This window comes from Tenuifilum sp. 4138str, from assembly GCF_041102575.1.
GTDB classification, from domain to species: Bacteria; Bacteroidota; Bacteroidia; order Bacteroidales; family Tenuifilaceae; genus Tenuifilum; species Tenuifilum osseticum.
The window spans coordinates 38,573-57,087 of sequence record NZ_JBGCUE010000003.1; the positions used below are offsets into that span (position 1 = coordinate 38,573).

Sequence of the window (18,515 nt, forward strand, 5' to 3'; positions counted from 1 at the left end):
ACTAATACCTTTAAAGCTCGTTTTTTTGAACGGTTAAACATTTTTGTGTTATGTCTATTTGGGGTGAGATTAAGAGTTCGTTTCGGCTGGGTAGCAACCTTACCCGGCTTATCTATATCAACCTTGGTGTATTTTTACTTTTTGGATTGCTTAGGGTTTTCCTTTTTCTCTCTGCAAGTTCTTCGGGCTGGATAACAGGTTTTATGGCAGTGCCGGCCAACCTTCAATCGCTCATGGTTCGCCCATGGACTATTGTAACCTACATGTTTTACCATGAGGATTTTTTGCATATTCTCTTTAACCTGCTATGGCTTTACTGGTTTGGCCAGCTGTTTCTGCAATTCTTTGCCCAGAGGCAGCTCACATGGGTTTACCTGCTTGGCGGTATCAGTGGGGCTTTACTTTACATTTTAGCGTTCAACCTGCTACCTCCATTTAAAGGCTATGCTGAGGTATCGTTAGCCTTGGGCGCATCGGCTTCGGTGCTAGCCGTGGTTATTGCAGTGGCAACACTTCAGCCCAACTTTACTGTTTACCTGCTTTTTCTTGGTGCAGTAAGGCTCAAGTACCTTGCCCTTGCCACCGTTGTCATCGATATCATTAGCATCCCTGTTTCCAACGCTGGAGGGCATATTGCGCACCTTGGTGGAGCCCTGTTTGGCTTCATCTACGTTGTTGCTCTGCGTAGGGGAACCGATTTGGCTAAGCCATTTTACAGCATTAGCAGCATTAGGTTTCCAAAACGGAACCGAATGAAGGTAACTTACCGCAGCCATAATGCCGATTACGACTACAACTACCGTAAAGCACAAAAGCAAAAGCAGATTGATGATATCCTCGATAAGATTGCCCGCTCCGGCTACGATAGCTTAACCAAGGAGGAAAAGGATATTCTGTTTAAGGCCAATAACAGGAACATTAATTGATGCTCATTGTAAGGCTAATCCATCGGATTTTGGTGGGGGTAAATGTACTTTTTGCCCTCTTGCTGGTGCTTACCTATGTGAGCGTTTACATTAACCCTGAAGATTTTTGGTTTGCTGCGCTATACGGATTGCTTTACCCTTTCTTTCTGATAGTAAACCTACTTTTTCTTTTTTACTGGATTTTTCGGTGGCGAAAGTTAGTTTTCATTTCACTTGCAGCCATTCTGCTTGGCGTTAGCCATTTCAATGGCTTTATTCGCTTTCCGTATGGGAGTGCTGCAAAGGGTTCCAATCCTGATTTAAGGGTGATGACTTACAATGTAAACCTTTTCAGGCTTTACTCGTGGTCAAAGCTAAAACCCTCATATTCCGATATACTAACTCATATTAAGGACAACGACTTTGATGTGGTTTGCCTGCAGGAGTTTTACCTTAGGGAGGGCAAACTGAGCCATCTTGATGTTGAGCAGATGTCAGGGATGAAGGTTTATTCCTCATTCATACTTAGGCGGCCATCGTCGGCTTACGGCTTGGCCATTTTAACCAATCAACCTGTTGTGAGTGTGGGCGAAATATCGTTTCCTAATTCTTTTAACGCATGTATGTATGTCGATATAGTTAAGGGAACCGATACCATTAGGGTTTACAACCTTCATCTGCAATCTACCCGATTAAAGGAGCGTAACTTTAATTTTTTGCTTCGTAATGAGTTTAAGCTCGATAGCAAGAACTACGATGAGCTAAAGGATTTACTCAGCCGATTAGGCGTTGCCTTTACAAAGCGGGCCCGCCAGGTGAATATGGTGGTTGAACACATGCGTACTTGCCGTTATCCCATTATTATTTGCGGCGACTTTAACGATTCGCCCGTATCGTACACCTATCACACCCTAACGGCTTCCCTACACGATACATTTAAAGATGCAGGTAGCGGGGTTGTGGTCACCTTCAGCGGCCTGTGGCCCTCGTATCGAATCGATTATGTCTTACGGAGCAGACAGTTCCGAACCGTAACCTACCAAAGCCCACGACTGAGGTACTCTGACCATTTCCCGGTTATTGTTGAACTGCAACTACAGTGAAGTTGTTAGCCTTGCCAGGGCAGATGGTTTAAATCCACATTACCCCCTGAAATTATTACGCCAACACGTTTGTTGCGGAAAAGTTGAGCATTCTCCATGATAGCCGCCACCGGCACAGCCGACGATGGCTCAATAATAATCTTCATGCGCTCCCACACCATGCGCATGGCCTCAATAATTGATTGTTCTGAAACTGTGAGTATACCGTCGCAGTGCTGGCTTAGAATGGTGTAGGTTAGGGGCGAAAGCGATGTGAGTAATCCATCGGCTATGGTTTGGGGTTTTACCGAGGGGTAAATGGTATGGTCGCGGAGCGAGCGGTAGGCATCGTCGGCATTCTTTGGCTCAGCGCCATAAACCTTAACATGCGGGAACCGACCTTTGATAAATGCAGCAGTTCCGCTAAGTAACCCGCCACCGCCAACAGGCGCAATAACCATATCGATATCGGGCTGCTGCTGCATAAGCTCCAGCGCGGCTGTTCCTTGTCCACACACCACGTTAAAGTTATCGTAGGGATGAATGAATGTGGCACCGGTTTGGGATTTTATGCGGAGCATGGTTTGCTCCCTATCGGTTTGCGTTGGCGGGCAAAAGGTGATAATCCCACCATACCCCGCAACGGCTTTCTTTTTGATTTCGGGAGCATTTTCAGGCATAACAATGTATGCCGGAATTCCCTTTTGCCGTGCAGCCAATGCCAACGCTGCAGCATGGTTGCCTGAGCTGTGGGTAATAACACCGCTTTGGGCCTCATCGATACCTAAACGCATAATGGCATGGGTGGCTCCACGGAACTTAAAGGCTCCTACCCGCTGAAAGTTTTCGCATTTAAGGTAAGCGTTGCAGCCTAAAATGGAGTTTACACTCCTGGATGTTAGTACCGGTGTACTGTTTATGTGTTTCCCAATAAGGTTAAAAGCATTTTCAATGTCTAAATGGCTTGGAATGGTTATTTCCTGTGTTGCCATACTGCTTACTTTTTGGTGTTATTTTCCCCTTTTTTAGCGGTTTCAAATTCCTTAAACCTGTCAAGTATCCGTTCACGTATTTCGTAATCGGTTGAGGTTACTATGTAGTTCTCGTCGAAATTTAGGAATTCCATAAAATCCTGAAGCTCATTTCCGGTTAAACCGGTTAGGCTGCTAACAATGCCAGCATTAAATTTTCGGTCGGCTATACGCTTTTTCCTATCCTTTTCAATGGCCTCGGCAACCTTCTCGTTTTGTTTTTGGTACCAGTCCTTCCCAAAGCTTAACCCCATGGTTGGCTTTGGTAGATTACGTAGGTTTAAGCCCTTGGTGATTTTAAGGAAGTATAGCTGAATAACCTCTTGCTGCTTCGTTTCCTTTGTTTTTGTCAGTTTCAGGTTGGCAAACTCGCGCAGGAAACGGTCGTAGGTGCTGAAGCGCGATATTTTAACTTCCTCAATCTGGTAAACCTTTGGGGTAAGGGTTAGCTCGTAAAAAAGGGTATCCTTGTTGAACTGTCCCCAGTTCAGCACATGCTTGGTATGGTAGCCTATGGCTGTAATGCTAAGGCTATCGCCCAGCTTGAAAGGAATGCTAAAGTAGCCCAGCAGGTCGGAGATACAACCCTTTTTCTGGGTGATATTCATTACATGGGCCAGCCCAATTGGCTCATGGGTGTAGTAATCCGTAACCCTGAAATTGATTACACGCAATGAGTCAGGCACCGGGAGTAATACCTGCGCTGTAAGGCTTCTATTACTTGCAATTATTACCAGTAACCAGAACAGATGGAACCACTTTCTCAAAACGGATAGATTTTTCTCAAATATAGCTCATTCAGCAAATGAACAAATACCCTTCCTTCTCACTTTAACCCAAATTAACCGGTGGGGTTAATTGGTGTTTGTTGATGGCAGGAGGGTAGGGTGAGCAACCGCTCTTCCTTTGTAAGGTTAAGCGTTATCCTAATATCACATTAGACTACTTGTTAAGCAGAATTTGCGTTACAATTGCCTGCTGAAGCTTATTATCTGTGACTATTACTTTTTACACCAGCTTTGCAACTATGGGATACGCCAAACTTACTGTTATCGGATTTACATTCCCGCGATCGATTTTTTTAATTTTGTATAAACTATCAAAAATGAAAAAAATAGTTCAAATCATTATTTTTAGTCCTTTTTTTATCTAAAATATCTCCGATGCTCAAGTTTTAGATTTCATTTAGAAGTATCAAAGGCTTGATTTTTTTTACAAGCTTCAATTATTATCCCTTTAAACCAGCTATAATTATCGTTATCAATTTTATTAAAAATTTCTCCCCCCCCATCAAAATCACCATGATTTCTTTTATGTTCTGCAATCATTATTCTTTGGTCCAACTTCGATGGTTTAAGAAACGAAATTAAACTATTACAATTGTTTTCCCGTATTATCTCATCATTTTTCGTAGCGAATAGTTTTTGCCGTTTCTTAACCAATCATTATACAATCCCTTTTTTTAGAAATCTTTGTATAGATTTGGATTCCGATCAATAACCTTGTATAATTATTGGTTGCTGGTTTTTCGTATCCATTCTTGGTTTACAATTCACTTTATAATCAAGGTATAAGTTTTTAAACTTTGGGCTCAGGATTCTGAATATCTGTTTTGTCGTCGGCTTTAAATATTCATGATATTTACTTAATGTTTGAATGGTTGCGTTTATAAAACAATGGTAATTGTGGACATTGTCCCTGTTTGCCGTTACAAATCTTAATTCGGGCAGTAATGCTCAATACTACTACATTTTGCGTCAGGGGTGTATTGCATGTTGTTAACCGTTGGTTTTTATCCCAGTGCGGTAATAATCATTTGTAATCCAGATATAATCAGTAAAATCTCTACTAAAATTATAAATTTTTCTCTCGATAAATTCTCAATAATTTTCTTGCCTAACCAACTCCCTAAGATCATTGCAATCCCGATGAATAGTCCGTAATATAATTCAGTTTGCCCTACTAATGCGTATTTATTATATACTATTGTCTTGGTCAGGTGCATGGTCAAAGCGGTAAACGCTTCGCTTGCAATGTAGGCTGTTGCGGTCAGGTTTAATCCAAGGAAGAAAGCTGCTCCAAGCGGTCCGGCACTCCCTGCCAATCCAGAAAGAAATCCAGTCAATCCGCCACCAATGAGCATTCCTTTTTCTCCCAGAACGATTTTTTTTACATTAGCCCTTCGATAAATGACCAACAATATCAAAAATCCACCAATCCCTATTTTTATGTTTTTGCTGTCAATGTCCGTAAACAGAAAGCTCCCGAAAATTGTTAATGGAATCGCTGTCAGCAAGAACAAAAGTATCGGTTTCCATTTTAAATCTTTTCTGCCGAACCATATTCTTGAGGCGTTTCCAAAAATCTGTCCAATAGTTAGAATCGGAACGGCTGCTTTAACCCCTACAATTCCAGTCAATACAGGAAGCAATAGTAATGCCCCACCAAATCCAGCCGCTCCAGAAACTGTCGCTGCTATAAACGCTATCAAAAATATCAGGATTAAATCGGTCATCTGTCTGCAGTGAGTGTCTTTTTACAATGGTTGGCAACGGTTTTACGCTTGGCGCAGTGGCGGATTACGGGGTGCTTTCCTGTCAAGTTACAATTACTTTTGCTACGAGCTGTGCCGCTCGAATACGCACTGCACCGGCAATTAACAATACCGCGTGTTGGCAACTGGTGTTCATTCATTTCTGTCTGTTTGTCAATCGTTTAGCTTTATTTTTCATGTAATTTACAACCTGCACCAACCTATCCACGAAGCACAAATTTATTTTGTTTTTTTGAGAGTGGGCAAATAAGCGAAGCGATTCACGAACACCTTTATAAATAAACAATCCGTGAGTAATCCTAAAACCGTCCTGAAAGGCGGTTGCTCGGGTTGGAAAGGCGGAAGCTCTTTTGCAAGCCCTTGGTTGGAGCGTTGGCTTGTGGGGCTTTGGCAATGTGTGCAATGTGGGTGGGGTTTTCTTCTTTTGTGGGTGGGAAGAAAAAAACAAAATAAATTTCCATCAAATTTGCACTGTCCTGTCAAAAAGCTAAATCCTTTCTTTTGTTATTATTTATCACTATCGTATCTGTCTGCTCATCTGTCTTTCCACTTGTTGCCAACGGTTACGTATATGAAACGTTTGGCATTTCGAAGCATTTTCCTGGCAATATACAACAAAATTTGATACGAGCTGAAACGCCTGATAAACCACTGACTGCCAAATGTTTTATATACGATGTTGGCAACTGGTGTTCATTCATATTCGCCTGTTTGTCATTTATTTAGCTTTATTTTCTTGTCATTTTCAATCTGCACCAACTTATCCACGAAGCACAAATTTATTTTGTTTTTTTGAGCGTGGGCAAATAAGCGAAGCGATTCACGAACACCTTTATAAATAAACAATCCGTGAGTAATCCTAAAACCGTCCTGAAAGGCGGTTACTCGGGCTGGAGAGGCGTAAGCTCTTTTGCAAGCCTTTGGTTTGAGCGTTGGCTCGTGCGGGCTTGCATATGTGCTTACGCCTGTGGGATGGCAAATTAATGGATACCAATTAAAGGCAGCCATTAACCCCAATTCTTTTAGTGCTTATGTCCTTCATGACCTGTACTTTCTTTCTTTGCTACGGTACGGTCATATTTGCAGCATCCAGGAAGTGAATTATACACTTCATCAGAGGCTTTATGCATGGGTGTATCATGACCAACTTTAGCAATAGCCATTTGAACTTTATGCACAGTTGTTTTTGTTGAATCAAATGCTACTGTAAGCATTTTTGTTTCTTGCACCCAGTCGGCTTTGGTAACACCGTCAACTGAATTTGCCGCTTTCTCAATGCGGGACTTGCACATGCCACAATTTCCCTTTACTTCAAATTTTTCGGTTTTTGCCTGTGCAAATACCATACTTGTTCCTAAAAGGAACATACATACTAAACTTAAAACTTTTGTTTTCATATTATTGTGATTTAAATTGTGAATAAAAATGATTATTTAATTTCTTTGGTAACTTCTCCGCATTTCAGCATCGAACTGCCAAAATACGGGTTTCTAATTTCCTTCTCAGCACTCAGCCAGTCGGCCCCTTTGTTGTTATCGGCCATGGGGCAATGTTGAACGTAGATTGTTTTGCCAAGTGGTGCGAATGAATTGGTAATTTCAATCATCGTAACAGAAACCGATTGAAAGGCTTTTCGAAGTTGTTCGATGTCGGAAAAGTGCTGAATGTGTTCCAAATTTTTGGCTAATCTTCCCTGAAAATCCATCCAAACCATGTGCGCCTCATCTTTAAATAGTCCCATGTCCACTTTTTCCAATGCCGTTTTAAAGTTTGCAGCGTTTTTTTGAGCTCCTTTAAAATCATCGTTGGTCAGGGCATCTTTCCAATTTAAGTAGGTATTATAAAGTGGCTGCAAAGCTTCTTTGGCTTGTTTGTCGATGGACAAGGTTTTTGAAGTTGTTGATTTATTTTGTTCCTCATGACTTTCGTGTGAAACATTACTTTCAGTTGTCCCTCCGTGATTATGCCCGGTCATTACCTGTCCACCTTCAGGGCTCATCATGCTGGGTTTTCCGGCCAACTGGGCAGCGGCATCTATACTGAACGTGCCGTTTACCGCTATTTCTTCTCCCTCCATTAAACCTTCTTCAACCACATAGCTATCACCTAATGCAGCACCCAAAGTTATTTCACGCATGATGAAATTAACTCCTTGTTCTGAATTTGTTTTCACATACACCACCGAGCGTTTACCTGTCCACATTACGGCAGTTTTTGGTACCACAATAGAATTTGATTTGTTAGCTAATTTAGCCTGAACCATCCCCGAAGCAAACATTTCAGGTTTTAGCTTTCCGTTTGAGTTGTTATATTCCACTCTTGCTTTTGCCACTCTTGTCTTTGGGTCAATTACAGGGTCGAGAAATGTAATACTGCTTATAAATGATTCACCGGGCAAAGAGGCAATTGTAAATTCCACTTTATCACCTTTTTTAATCCAGTTTATATCCGATTCATACACATCAAATAACACCCAAACTTTCGATAGGTCAGCGATTTCATATATCGTTTCCCCTTTGCGAACATAGTCACCCAAATTTATTTTTTTTGATATTGTGTATCCTGAAACATCGGCTACTATTGGAAAATCATCATTTGCCTTTCCTGAGTTTAGTATTTCTTCAATTTGCTTATCGGAGAGTTTCCAGTTTTTTAGTTTCTCTTTTGCTGCCGCAAATAATTGAGGTTGCGTTTCGGCTATTTTCTGTGCCTCCAGCAGCTCTTCTTGTGCTGTTACCAACTCGGGTGAATAGATGTATGCAATGATTTGTCCTTTATTCACAAATTCGCCTGTAAAATTCACCAATAACTTTTCAATTCTACCCGGAATATGCGATGATTGTGAATATACCAACCGTTCATCGGCTTGTACTTTCCCATTAAGGCGGACTTGTTTAACTGGATTCATCTTCCCCACAAATGCCGTACTTACATTGGCGAGTTGCATAGCAGTTGGCGACATGCTTATCGCATTGGGGTCAATATCGGCATTTTGGTCATTCTCTAACGGTATTAAATCCATGCCGCAAATGGGGCAGTCGCCCGGCTCGTTTTGACGAATTTGCGGGTGCATGGAGCAAGTCCAAATTGTTTCTCCGTTTATTTCCGTTTTCACATGTTCATGGTCATCGTGAGAGTTACTTTTATTCCCTCCAAACATTAACCATCCTGCCAGCAAGCCGACAACAAGTGTTGCAGCGGCAATTATTATTGTTTTTTTATCTATTGCTTTCATTTTAATACGATTTAGATGTTATGTAATTGATTTTCTCAACGGCAATATGGTATTGAACCAAGGCGGTTGCTTTCATCTTCTGATATTTCAGCAACTGTTGCTGCATGCGTAGTACCTCTTCAAATTCTTTCCCGGAATTTCCATAGGAAGTAAATAGCAGATTTAATGATTTTTGCGAGGTCTGTATTTGTTGTTCGTAAAGTGATATTAACTGCAACTGTTGTTGAACCTGAAACCAAACCGTTTCATATTCAGAAAAAAGAGTATTTGTTACTTCCTGCTTTTGAAGTGTGTAACTTTCCTGCATCAGTTGAGATTCTTTCACCGATGCGTTGTATTTAGCCCGAAAGATTGGAATACTAATGCTTACCATTGGCATCAGAACATTTTTTCCATTATCAGGCATAGAAATATCGGCACGTTCGCCCACCAATACATAATCCAAGCCTATACCCAATTTCGGTAATCCTTGCTTTTGTGCAACAATCTCTGCGGTTTGGCTTGCCTGCAATTTTAAATCGAGTGCTTTTAATTTTGGATTGGCTACAATCAGTGAATCTTTTCTGTAATTATCTAAGAGAATCACCGATTTCAACGTATCGCTAATCTGCACCGGTTCATTTTCAGAACGATTTAAAAGCTTGTTGAACGTAGTCAGCAATGGTTTCTCTTTATCTCTCAGAATACTAAGATTGGTTTGTGCATCTTTCAGCATAATATCCACACGCAGCACATCTACCATTGTTCCTGTTCCATTTTTAAATTTCTGAGTAGCAATGGTTTTATAGGATTCTAAAATACTGATATTTTCCTGTTCAATACGAACAAAATCTTTTAATTCGTACAATGGATAGTAAGCAGAAGCCACCTGAAAATAAAGTCTATTACGAGCATCAATAAAGCTTTGAAACTTTGCTTCTGCTGTTAAGGTAGCAACATTGCCCTGTGCTTTTAAAGTACCAAACCACGGGAACATTTGCGTTAGTGAGAACTTTGCCTGTTGCGGCCCAACTCTTGTTTCCACCGGAGAGATAAAATACCCGAAAGAAAAAGTCGGGTCGGGCAAGGTACTTACTTGCGGCACTTTCTGTAAAGCTGCTTCGTATTCTTTATAAATAGCCTGTAAACCCGGATTGTTTTCGGCAGCTATTTTAAAATAGTCGTCAAGAGTTTGAGCAAAGCTCAAGCTACTAAAAAATAGCGTTGCTATTAATATTGCTATATATCGGTTCATGATTTCGATTTTTTAAGTTTATACTCTTCACGCAAGCAGTAAAGCGTGGGAACAATATAATAGGTAATGGCTGCCACAATCATACCGCCAAAAGCAGGGATAGCCATCGGCACCATTATATCCGCACCCCTGCCTGTTGATGTAAGCACCGGAAGCAAAGCAATGATGGTGGTTGTGGTGGTCATTACAGCAGGTCTTATTCTGCGTTCTCCTGCTTCCACAACGGCAGCCCGTATTTCCTTTATTGTTTTTGTTCGGTTACGTTTAAAACTTTGGTCGAGATAGGTTCCCATTAAAACCCCGTCATCGGTTGCCAATCCAAACAGGGCAATAAAGCCCACCCAAACGGCAACGCTTAGGTTCACGGTATTCATTTGAAAAAGTTCCCGAATATTAGTCCCAAAAACCGAAAAATCAGCAAACCAGCCTTGCCCGTATAGCCAGAGCATGATAAACCCGCCACTGAATGCCATCGCCACCCCTGTAAAAATCATGAGTGACGTGGTAACCGATTTGAATTGAAAGTAAAGTATCAGGAAGATGATTAAAAAGACCAACGGAACAATAATGCTTAATCGTTTTTCGGCACGCACCTGATTTTCATAACTTCCAGAGAATTTATAATTCACACCATTTGGAACAATTAATTCTCCTGCATCAATTTTTTGCTGAATCATTTCCTGTGCATCGTTTACAACATCTACTTCAGCAAAACCTTCCTTTTTATCAAACAGCACATAACCTACAAGAAAGGTATTCTCACTTTTAATGGCTTGCGGGCCACGCACATACTCCATATCAACTAACTGGCTAAGTGGAATTTGAGCCCCTGTGGGTGTTGGAATAAGAATTTTCCCAAGCGATTCCGGGTCGTCCCTTAGCTCTCTCGGATAACGGACTCGTATGGGAAAACGCTCACGTCCTTCAACCGTTGACGATACTTTCATGCCCCCGATTGCTGTTTCAATGCTTTGTTGCACATCTTCCACGTTCAATCCATAACGTGAAATTTCATCACGGTTGATATTTAGGTGAATATAAGGCTTCCCTACAATACGGTCGGCAAAGGCTGCTTCGGCTTTCACCGAGGGTACTTGTTTTAGAATACCTTCCAGTTTCAAACCAAACTCCTCGATGGTTTGAAGGTCTGGACCATAAACTTTGATGCCCATGGGTGCCCGCATCCCGGTTTGTAACATAACCAATCGGGTTTCGATGGGTTGCAGTTTCGGGGCAGAAGTAACGCCCGGTGTTTTAGTAACCGCAACAATTTCTTTCCAAATATCGTCGGATGATTTTATATGTTTGCGCCAGTTTCTGAAATAGTTTCCCTTATCATCCGGCACAAGTTCGTCTGGCGAAATGTTTTTAGTCAGCAATTCATCATTGCTGTATGCTTCCCCATTCTTCAACACAAAGCGACCATCGCCGTCAGTTTTAAAGCGTTTACGATGCCCTTTATCATTGAGTTCATATTCCGACTTATAATTGATAACATTTTCGTACATCGAAACAGGTGCTGGGTCAAGTGCAGATTCTACCCGGCCTAATTTACCTACGCTAAGTTCCACTTCGGGAATATTGGCAAGCAACATATCTAACTGCCCAACAACTTTTCTGTTATATTCAACTCCTGAGTGCGGCATCGAGGTAGGCATAAGCAGAAAACTGCCTTCATCAAGCGAGGGCATAAATTCTTTACCCATTCCCGGAAATAAATGGTTAAGTCCTGACCAAACAGCAGTAGTACGAATGTTCCAACCCATTTTGTCAGCTCCATTTGCCAGAAATCCAAAAATGTTTGAGAAACCCATCCAGATATTTACACCCAGCAACATCAAAAAAACAGGAATCATAAGAAATTTAACTTTATTATTCAAACACCATCGCAAAATCCTTCTGTATGAAAACTGCAATAAGGTAAATGCCCCTAAAATAAAGCCAACCAGCAAGGCAACAAAAACAAAGTTAAGAAGCACACTTTTCCCAGCTCCCAAAGGCAACCAGTACTTTGCCAAAAGCCAGACAACACCAACTACTACTAAAATCAATTCAATATTATCTAAGGTTTTGCCGAAAAGTGGATTTCTAAACAGTTTTTTGTCTCTAATTAATGGCTTAATAAAGGGAATACCTCCAAATAAAATCAACAAAATACCAGCCCATGCAACATTGCTGAACAGACCAATAAAACCAACCACAATAAGCAGCATATTCACCCCCTTGTTAAGGCGTGGATTTTTAATTTTAAAACCAAAAAACCAGTGAGCCAGCGTAGGTAAAATGATAAGCGAAACGATAAGTGCCGCTACCAAAGCAAAGGTTTTGGTAAATGCCAACGGGCCGAATAATTTACCCTCGGCAGCCTGCATGGTAAAAACAGGTATGAAACTTACAATTGTAGTAGAAACGGCAGTAAGGATAGCAGAGCTAACCTCTGCCGAGCCGTTGTATATTGTTGTTGTCAGCTTTTGCCCGGGTGGGGCTTCATCAACGTGTTTGACGATATTCTCCGAAAGAATTATGCCCAAATCGACCATGGTACCAATGGCAATGGCGATTCCCGATAGTGCTACAATATTGGCATCAACACCAAAATACCGCATGGCGATAAAAACCATGAGTACTGCAATGGGCAATAAGCTTGATATTAAAAAAGATGCCCTCAGGTTATAAATCATTACGATGATGACCAGTATAGTTATGAGAATTTGAAGTGAAAGGGCTTCTTCCAATGTGCCAAGTGTCTCATAAATCAATTCAGAGCGGTCGTAAAATGGAACAATGGTCAATTGGCTTTCGACTCCATTAGCCAAAATCTTTTTCGGCAAACCGGGTGAAATCTCCGTAATTTTTTCTTTTACATTGTTAATCACTTGCAATGGATTAGCTCCATACCGTGCTACCACCACACCACCTACTACTTCTGCACCGTCCTTGTCGAGTGCTCCCCTTCGTGTGGCAGGGCCAAGTGTTACTACACCAATATCTTTAATACGAATGGGAACGTTTTCCTGAACAGCCACTACGGCTTTCTCAATATCTTCGGTCTTTTTAACATAACCTAAACCACGGACAAGGTATTCAGCCTGATTTATCTCGATGGTTTTAGCCCCCACATCGCGATTCGATTTCTGTACTGCCTGCATCACTTTGTGCAAAGGAATGTTATAGGCTTTCAAGGCATCTGGATTTACATCTATTTGGTATTCCTGAACAAATCCCCCAATGGATGCTACCTCCGAGACACCTTCAGTTGCATTCAGTCCATATTTTACATAAAAATCCTGAACGGTGCGTATTTCGTGCAAATCCCAGCCCCCAGTCGGGTTTCCATCCTTATCACGCCCTTCGAGCGTGTACCAGTACACTTGCCCCAAAGCAGTTGCATCCGGGCCTAATGTAGGTTGCACCCCATCGGGCAATAGCCCGGAAGGAAGCGAACTTAACTTTTCCAAGATTCGTGAGCGTGACCAGTAAAATTCTACGTCTTCATCAAAAATGATGTAGATACTGGAGAAACCAAAAATAGATGAACTGCGAATGGTTTTCACCCCTGGAATACCCAAAAGATAGGTTGTTAACGGATAGGAAATCTGGTCTTCAATATCTTGTGGCGACCGTCCGTTCCATGGAGTAAAAACTATCTGTTGATTTTCGCCAATATCGGGTATGGCATCCACCGGAACAGGGTCTGATGGCAAGCCACCCACTTGCCAGCCAAAGGGAGCGGTAACAATACCCCATGCGACAAATCCGGTTAGAACAAGTACTGTTACCAACTTGTTCTCTAAGAAATATTTTATTATTTTATTTAGCATGATACAATGATTTTAACATGAAAATTAACTTTTAACGCAATATACGACAACCACACTACAAATTGAAATATGGAATCAATAGTTCATGTGAGAATCAAATCAGGAAAGTTTGAAAAAGCACCTGAATGTCTTTTTCAAGAGGAGGGGAAATGTATTCAGTATATACCCGATGTGTTGATTTTGGAAATAAATCCAAGTTCAAGGTGGTATAAATAAATGCTACAGTAAAATCAACATTAAAAACAGTTTGAGCGGCTTCTTTTACAAAATCGGCTGTACCTTGAATAGTTTGAAATTCATTTTGGCAGCAAGGAACGTTATTAAAACGAACCTGGTTATTATTGGAATGTTCAGAACCATCGCATGGTTGTTCCATACCCATCATTCCACAGCCCAAATGTTTTTCGCCCAATATTATCTTAGTTTCTACGGCTTCGCCACCGCAAAAGTGTGTACCCATGGTCAAGTTGATATGGCTTGCCAAGAGAATAAAAGATAATAATATGGAAAAAATCTGTTTCATAATTAGTTAAACGCAATAACATTAAAATTGTTTTCATTCACTTTCAATTTGTTGTATATTTTTTTTAATCCTGACATGAATGTCGAAAATTATTTAATTGAAAGTCAAACAGAAGTATCTGCTTAATTCATAATTTATTGTTACGGTGCGTAGGCAAGATTGCACTCTTTGGCAAAGCTTTGGTTGCAGCGTTGGCTTGTGGGGCTTTGGCAATGTGTGCAATGTGGGTGGGGATTCTTTCTTTTTTTTTTGCGGGGGGAAGAAAAAAACAAAATAAATTTCCTTCAAATTTGCACTGTCCTGTCAAAAAGCTAAATCCTTTCTTATTTTAATTTTGTCAATATCGTATCTGTCTGGTTGTATGTCGCTCTTACACTTGTTGCCAACGGTTGGTGTATGAAGCGTTGGGCATTTCGAAGCACTTTACTGCCAAACCGCTACAAAGTTTATTAAATGTAACGCCCTTGAAATTAGCACTATCCGCCCAATGATTTATACACTTTGTTAGCAACTGGGCGTTGATTCTTCCAGTCTGTTTTTCAGTCATTTAAGGTTTCTTTAATTGTCTTTTCAATCTGCACAAAACTGTCAACGGAGCGCAAATTTATTTTGTTTTTTTGTGGGAGGGCAACCCTAAAACCGCCCTTAAAGGCGGTTACTTGGGCAGGCTTTGTAAGCTCTTTGGCAAGTTTTGGTCGTGCGTTGGCTCGTGGGGCTTGCCAATGTGCTTACAAATAGGGAGGGCAATTCCACTATCCTCTTATGGTTTTGCCCAATGCTTCTAATAGTTGTGGATTGTCCTCTAAACCAATCTTTGCTACGGCATAGAACTCACTCATCCAATCATCTATTTTGGCAAATGCAGCATCTTTTATTTTTGTTGCATCTTGTGATTCCCCTTTTTCTTTCAGGTAAACTGCTCTTGCCGTTTCTAATTCAGAAATCAATGTGTTTGCCGCTGTCAAGTCGTCAACGGAGATTTTTAAACGGGATAATTTACCTTGAACCGCTGTATCGGCTGATGCCACGGAATAAAATTTCTTTGCAGCTTCTAACCATTTTATATATGTCCGTGGCATTGTTCCAGAAATTGTCAATTTGTCAGCGGTTAATGAATCGTTACGGAATACAACTTTTGCTTTCTTGCGGTGAATGTTGAATGTATATCCTCCAATTGTTCCTTTTTACTTGAAAAATCGGCGTAAGCGGCAGATGTTTCATCATCTTCGGTTTTGTTTGCATCGTATGCAGTCCGGGTTTTTGTAAGCAATGCTTTACCTTCTGCGATAACTACTGAATCATAACCTAAATCAGCCATAATAGCCGCAATTTCAGGTTGGGTCTCCGCATTTTCCAAAGCTACCCGGTACAATTCCAAAGTTGCTGTGTCTGTAAGTTTTGTTCGTGATGCCATAATTAAATTTTTAAAGGTTAATAATTAATTACATTTGGTTTTTTCGCTTTTACAATTCTGTTTTTCAGTCTTACAATTGCGTTACCCCCACCGACATTTTCTCTATTCGGATTTGAAATTGATTTTTCCGACCGTACTGCAATATTTCCCCAACTTGCCAGTCTTTTTTTCCTTTCTACTATTGCATTTTTCAAACTTACAACTGCTATTTTTCAACTTGATATTGTATTTGTAAAACTAAATGTTAAATATAATGAAAATACTTTTTGTAGGAACTCAGTTACATTTCCGTTTTGTTAAAAAATCAGCAACAACTTTCATTCTTTTGTATCGAAGGGCATTTTACCGAACCATATGAACAATAAACGCAGCAATCGCCTTTTTTGGGTTTTATAACAGCTTTGCACTTTTCACACTCATAGAAGAACTGGCATGAATCTTCAGGCATTTCTTCTTCTTTTTGATGCCCGCAATTTGGGCAGGTTATGATTGAGTGGTATTGAATTTTCATATCTATAAAGTTTTCAACAATCAGTTTTACATTCCTTTTCAATCCTTTCATTCTCAATTTGAAAGGTTGTGTGTCCAATTCCGAATTCGTGTTCAAGTTTCTTCTGCAGTTCAGAAATAAATTCATCGTTAAACCCTTTTGGCATTATCAGGTGGGCGGTTAAAGCTATTTGGGTGGTACTCATTGCCCAAACGTGTAAATCGTGAATATCGTTAACTCCATTTTGGGATAAAAGAAAGTTGCGTACTTTATCAAGTTTTATTTGTTTGGGTACTGCATCCAGCGCTAAATCAATGGAATCAGTAAACAACCGCCATGTACCCCAAAGAATAACCAGAATAATGATAAAACTCATTACCGGGTCAATCCATTGAATTCCGGTGAGGTTAATCAATAGCCCGGCAGCTACTACACCTAACGACACCCCGGCATCGGCAGCCATGTGCAGGAATGCCCCTTTGATGTTCAGGTCGTCTTTTTGGCCTTTCATAAACAGCAAAGCCGTAATGGTATTGATTACTACGCCTATCCCGGCAACAATCATCACTTGCGTACCTGCCACGGGTTCTGGATTTTTGAATTTTCCTACAGCATCCCAGCCAATTGCTATTACTGCTCCAAAAAGCAATAACGCATTGAGTATCGATACAAGAATGGTTGTTTTGCGAAGTCCGTATGTGTACTTTCCTTTTGGTTTTATGGAAGCGAGCCTGATTGCAGCCCAGGCAAAAATCAAACTCAGTACGTCGCTGGCGTTGTGGCCTGCATCGGCTAATAGTGCTGATGAGTTGGCTAACAGACCGTAAAATATTTCAACAGCAACAAAGGCGATGTTTAAACCTATGCCAATGGCAAAAGCTTTTCCGTAATTTTTTTGAGTTGTATGTTCATGCGAATGTGCCATGCTCTGTCTATTTACCAAGTTTCAATATCCTGAAAGCCCCCCTGACCACGATTAAAAATACAATTGCCCCAATGATTAAATCGGGATATTTTGATTGGGTCAACAAAACCAATACTCCTGCTGCGATAACACCAGTATTGATAATAATATCATTCGATGTGAATATCATCGTGGCTTTCATGTGTGCTTCTTCACTTTTTGATTTTTGTAATAAATAAAGGCAAACGGAATTGGCAATTAATGCCAATATGGAAACAATAATCATGGTTTTGAAATCCGGCACAGCTTCGAAACTGATAAATCTGCGTATTACTTCTATAAGCCCAATCAATGCTAAAGCCAGTTGAAAATAGCCACTCAGCTTTGCCACTTTTTTCTTACGGAACACAGTTGAACCAACTGCCCAAAGGCTTAGGCCATAAACCAAAGCGTCTGCAAGCATATCCAGTGAATCGGCCACCAGCCCCATTGATTTTGAAATAAAACCCGTGCTGATTTCAATGATAAAAAAAGCAAAATTTATAATTAGAACTGTCCAAAGCAGTTTCGATTGTACTGATGAATCGTCCTTGAATTCATCCTGTTGGACAACAATGGTTTCTTTGTGTTCCGTGCCCAATTTGAGTTCTTTAAGGTGTTTTTCGATTTCCTCATTTTCTTCGGAATGAAACACGGTGAGCTTCCGGTTTTCAATATCGAACACCAAACTTTTAATTGTGGAAAGCCCTTCCAGCTTCATCCTGATAAGGGATTCTTCGGAAGGGCAATCCATTTTGCTGATGGTAAATACAGATTTGAACATGTTAACTATTCTTTATGTAACACCACGTTTAACGGAATAAAGACACCTACTTTCAAGCCCCAATTAATATCATCAACAGGTGTAAACAGGAATACAAAGGCATTTCCCACGTTACCCAATTTGAAATTGGGGCCGGTCTGAAGTATGAATTTTTTTTCATCAATCATATACTCTTCCGCCAAAACCCACGATACAGGAATCTTTTTGTCGAAGCCGACAAACCAATATTCGTTAAAATTGTAGATGGCGTTGGCAAAGGGCGTGTATCCTACCGAAAGATAGGTTTTATTATTAAACATGGCGCCTAACTCGGTATGGATACGTGTTATTTCCGTCTTGTTACCGTCAAAATCGTACATCACAAAAGGGTTAACACGTACCCCAGCAATTACTTTTAACCGTTCGCCCTCCTGTGCATCCACGGTGAATAACCAGAAAAGTACGAGGGTTAATAATAACAGTAGTTTTCTCATTTTATTAATTTTTTAAGATGTTTGTA

19 protein-coding genes are annotated in these 18,515 nt (G+C 40.6%); 2 read left to right on the plus strand and 17 right to left on the minus strand.

Annotated features, from left to right (window positions below):
• Window positions 1–50 precede the first annotated feature (50 nt).
• Window positions 51–926 (plus strand): rhomboid family intramembrane serine protease, encoded by an 876-nt coding sequence (locus AB6811_RS03780; RefSeq protein ID WP_369489118.1) that lies wholly within the window; start codon window positions 51–53, stop codon window positions 924–926.
• Window positions 926–2,008: an endonuclease/exonuclease/phosphatase family protein gene (locus tag AB6811_RS03785; protein WP_369489119.1), complete on the plus strand. Its 1,083-nt coding sequence runs from the start codon at window positions 926–928 to the stop codon at window positions 2,006–2,008. Before AB6811_RS03780 ends, AB6811_RS03785 begins: the two co-directional genes overlap by 1 nt.
• A gap of 5 nt (window positions 2,009–2,013) precedes the next feature.
• On the opposite strand, the gene AB6811_RS03790 is transcribed toward AB6811_RS03785, so the two are convergent.
• From AB6811_RS03790 to AB6811_RS03870, 17 genes are all read right to left on the minus strand, one after another.
• Window positions 2,014–2,979: a pyridoxal-phosphate dependent enzyme gene (locus tag AB6811_RS03790; RefSeq protein ID WP_369489120.1), complete on the minus strand. Its 966-nt coding sequence runs from the start codon at window positions 2,977–2,979 to the stop codon at window positions 2,014–2,016.
• Window positions 2,980–2,984: 5 nt separating this feature from the next.
• Complete coding sequence (locus tag AB6811_RS03795) at window positions 2,985–3,785, minus strand: peptidase associated/transthyretin-like domain-containing protein (protein WP_369489121.1); 801 nt, start codon at window positions 3,783–3,785, stop codon at window positions 2,985–2,987.
• Between the two features lie 414 nt (window positions 3,786–4,199).
• Window positions 4,200–4,361 carry a hypothetical protein gene (locus AB6811_RS03800; protein ID WP_369489122.1) on the minus strand — a complete coding sequence of 54 codons (162 nt, stop codon included), beginning with the start codon at window positions 4,359–4,361 and terminating at the stop codon, window positions 4,200–4,202.
• Window positions 4,362–4,810: 449 nt separating this feature from the next.
• The gene (locus tag AB6811_RS03805) at window positions 4,811–5,533 is read right to left on the minus strand and encodes a sulfite exporter TauE/SafE family protein (protein WP_369489123.1); all 723 of its coding nucleotides are present in this window, start codon (window positions 5,531–5,533) and stop codon (window positions 4,811–4,813) included.
• Between the two features lie 338 nt (window positions 5,534–5,871).
• The gene (locus AB6811_RS03810; protein ID WP_369489124.1) at window positions 5,872–6,033 is read right to left on the minus strand and encodes a hypothetical protein; all 162 of its coding nucleotides are present in this window, start codon (window positions 6,031–6,033) and stop codon (window positions 5,872–5,874) included.
• A gap of 561 nt (window positions 6,034–6,594) precedes the next feature.
• Window positions 6,595–6,969 carry a heavy-metal-associated domain-containing protein gene (locus tag AB6811_RS03815; protein WP_369489125.1) on the minus strand — a complete coding sequence of 125 codons (375 nt, stop codon included), beginning with the start codon at window positions 6,967–6,969 and terminating at the stop codon, window positions 6,595–6,597.
• A gap of 32 nt (window positions 6,970–7,001) precedes the next feature.
• A complete protein-coding gene (locus AB6811_RS03820) occupies window positions 7,002–8,807 on the minus strand; it encodes an efflux RND transporter periplasmic adaptor subunit (RefSeq protein ID WP_369489126.1) in 1,806 nt (601 codons plus the stop codon).
• Between the two features lies 1 nt (window position 8,808).
• A complete protein-coding gene (locus AB6811_RS03825) occupies window positions 8,809–10,041 on the minus strand; it encodes a TolC family protein (RefSeq protein WP_369489127.1) in 1,233 nt (410 codons plus the stop codon).
• The gene (locus AB6811_RS03830) at window positions 10,038–13,862 is read right to left on the minus strand and encodes an efflux RND transporter permease subunit (RefSeq protein WP_369489128.1); all 3,825 of its coding nucleotides are present in this window, start codon (window positions 13,860–13,862) and stop codon (window positions 10,038–10,040) included. The genes AB6811_RS03825 and AB6811_RS03830 overlap by 4 nt, the downstream gene beginning before the upstream one ends.
• A 94-nt stretch (window positions 13,863–13,956) precedes the next feature.
• On the minus strand, window positions 13,957–14,385 hold the full coding sequence (locus AB6811_RS03835; RefSeq protein ID WP_369489129.1) for an HYC_CC_PP family protein: 429 nt from the start codon (window positions 14,383–14,385) through the stop codon (window positions 13,957–13,959).
• A 752-nt stretch (window positions 14,386–15,137) separates the two neighbouring features.
• Window positions 15,138–15,560, minus strand: a complete 423-nt coding sequence (locus AB6811_RS03840) for a PQLLE family protein (RefSeq protein ID WP_500812346.1) — start codon at window positions 15,558–15,560, stop codon at window positions 15,138–15,140.
• Window positions 15,494–15,799: a hypothetical protein gene (locus tag AB6811_RS03845; RefSeq protein ID WP_369489131.1), complete on the minus strand. Its 306-nt coding sequence runs from the start codon at window positions 15,797–15,799 to the stop codon at window positions 15,494–15,496. The genes AB6811_RS03840 and AB6811_RS03845 overlap by 67 nt, the downstream gene beginning before the upstream one ends.
• Window positions 15,800–15,816: 17 nt before the next feature.
• Window positions 15,817–15,993, minus strand: coding sequence for a hypothetical protein (locus AB6811_RS03850; RefSeq protein WP_369489132.1), 177 nt, complete (start codon window positions 15,991–15,993; stop codon window positions 15,817–15,819).
• Between the two features lie 110 nt (window positions 15,994–16,103).
• A complete protein-coding gene (locus AB6811_RS13805) occupies window positions 16,104–16,436 on the minus strand; it encodes a GDCCVxC domain-containing (seleno)protein (RefSeq protein ID WP_500812344.1) in 333 nt (110 codons plus the stop codon).
• A complete protein-coding gene (locus AB6811_RS03860; protein ID WP_369489134.1) occupies window positions 16,324–17,214 on the minus strand; it encodes a cation diffusion facilitator family transporter in 891 nt (296 codons plus the stop codon). The genes AB6811_RS13805 and AB6811_RS03860 overlap by 113 nt, the downstream gene beginning before the upstream one ends.
• Before the next feature lie 7 nt (window positions 17,215–17,221).
• Window positions 17,222–18,016 (minus strand): cation efflux transmembrane domain-containing protein, encoded by a 795-nt coding sequence (locus AB6811_RS03865; RefSeq protein WP_369489135.1) that lies wholly within the window; start codon window positions 18,014–18,016, stop codon window positions 17,222–17,224.
• A 5-nt stretch (window positions 18,017–18,021) separates the two neighbouring features.
• On the minus strand, window positions 18,022–18,489 hold the full coding sequence (locus tag AB6811_RS03870; protein WP_369489136.1) for a hypothetical protein: 468 nt from the start codon (window positions 18,487–18,489) through the stop codon (window positions 18,022–18,024).
• Window positions 18,490–18,515 lie beyond the last annotated feature (26 nt).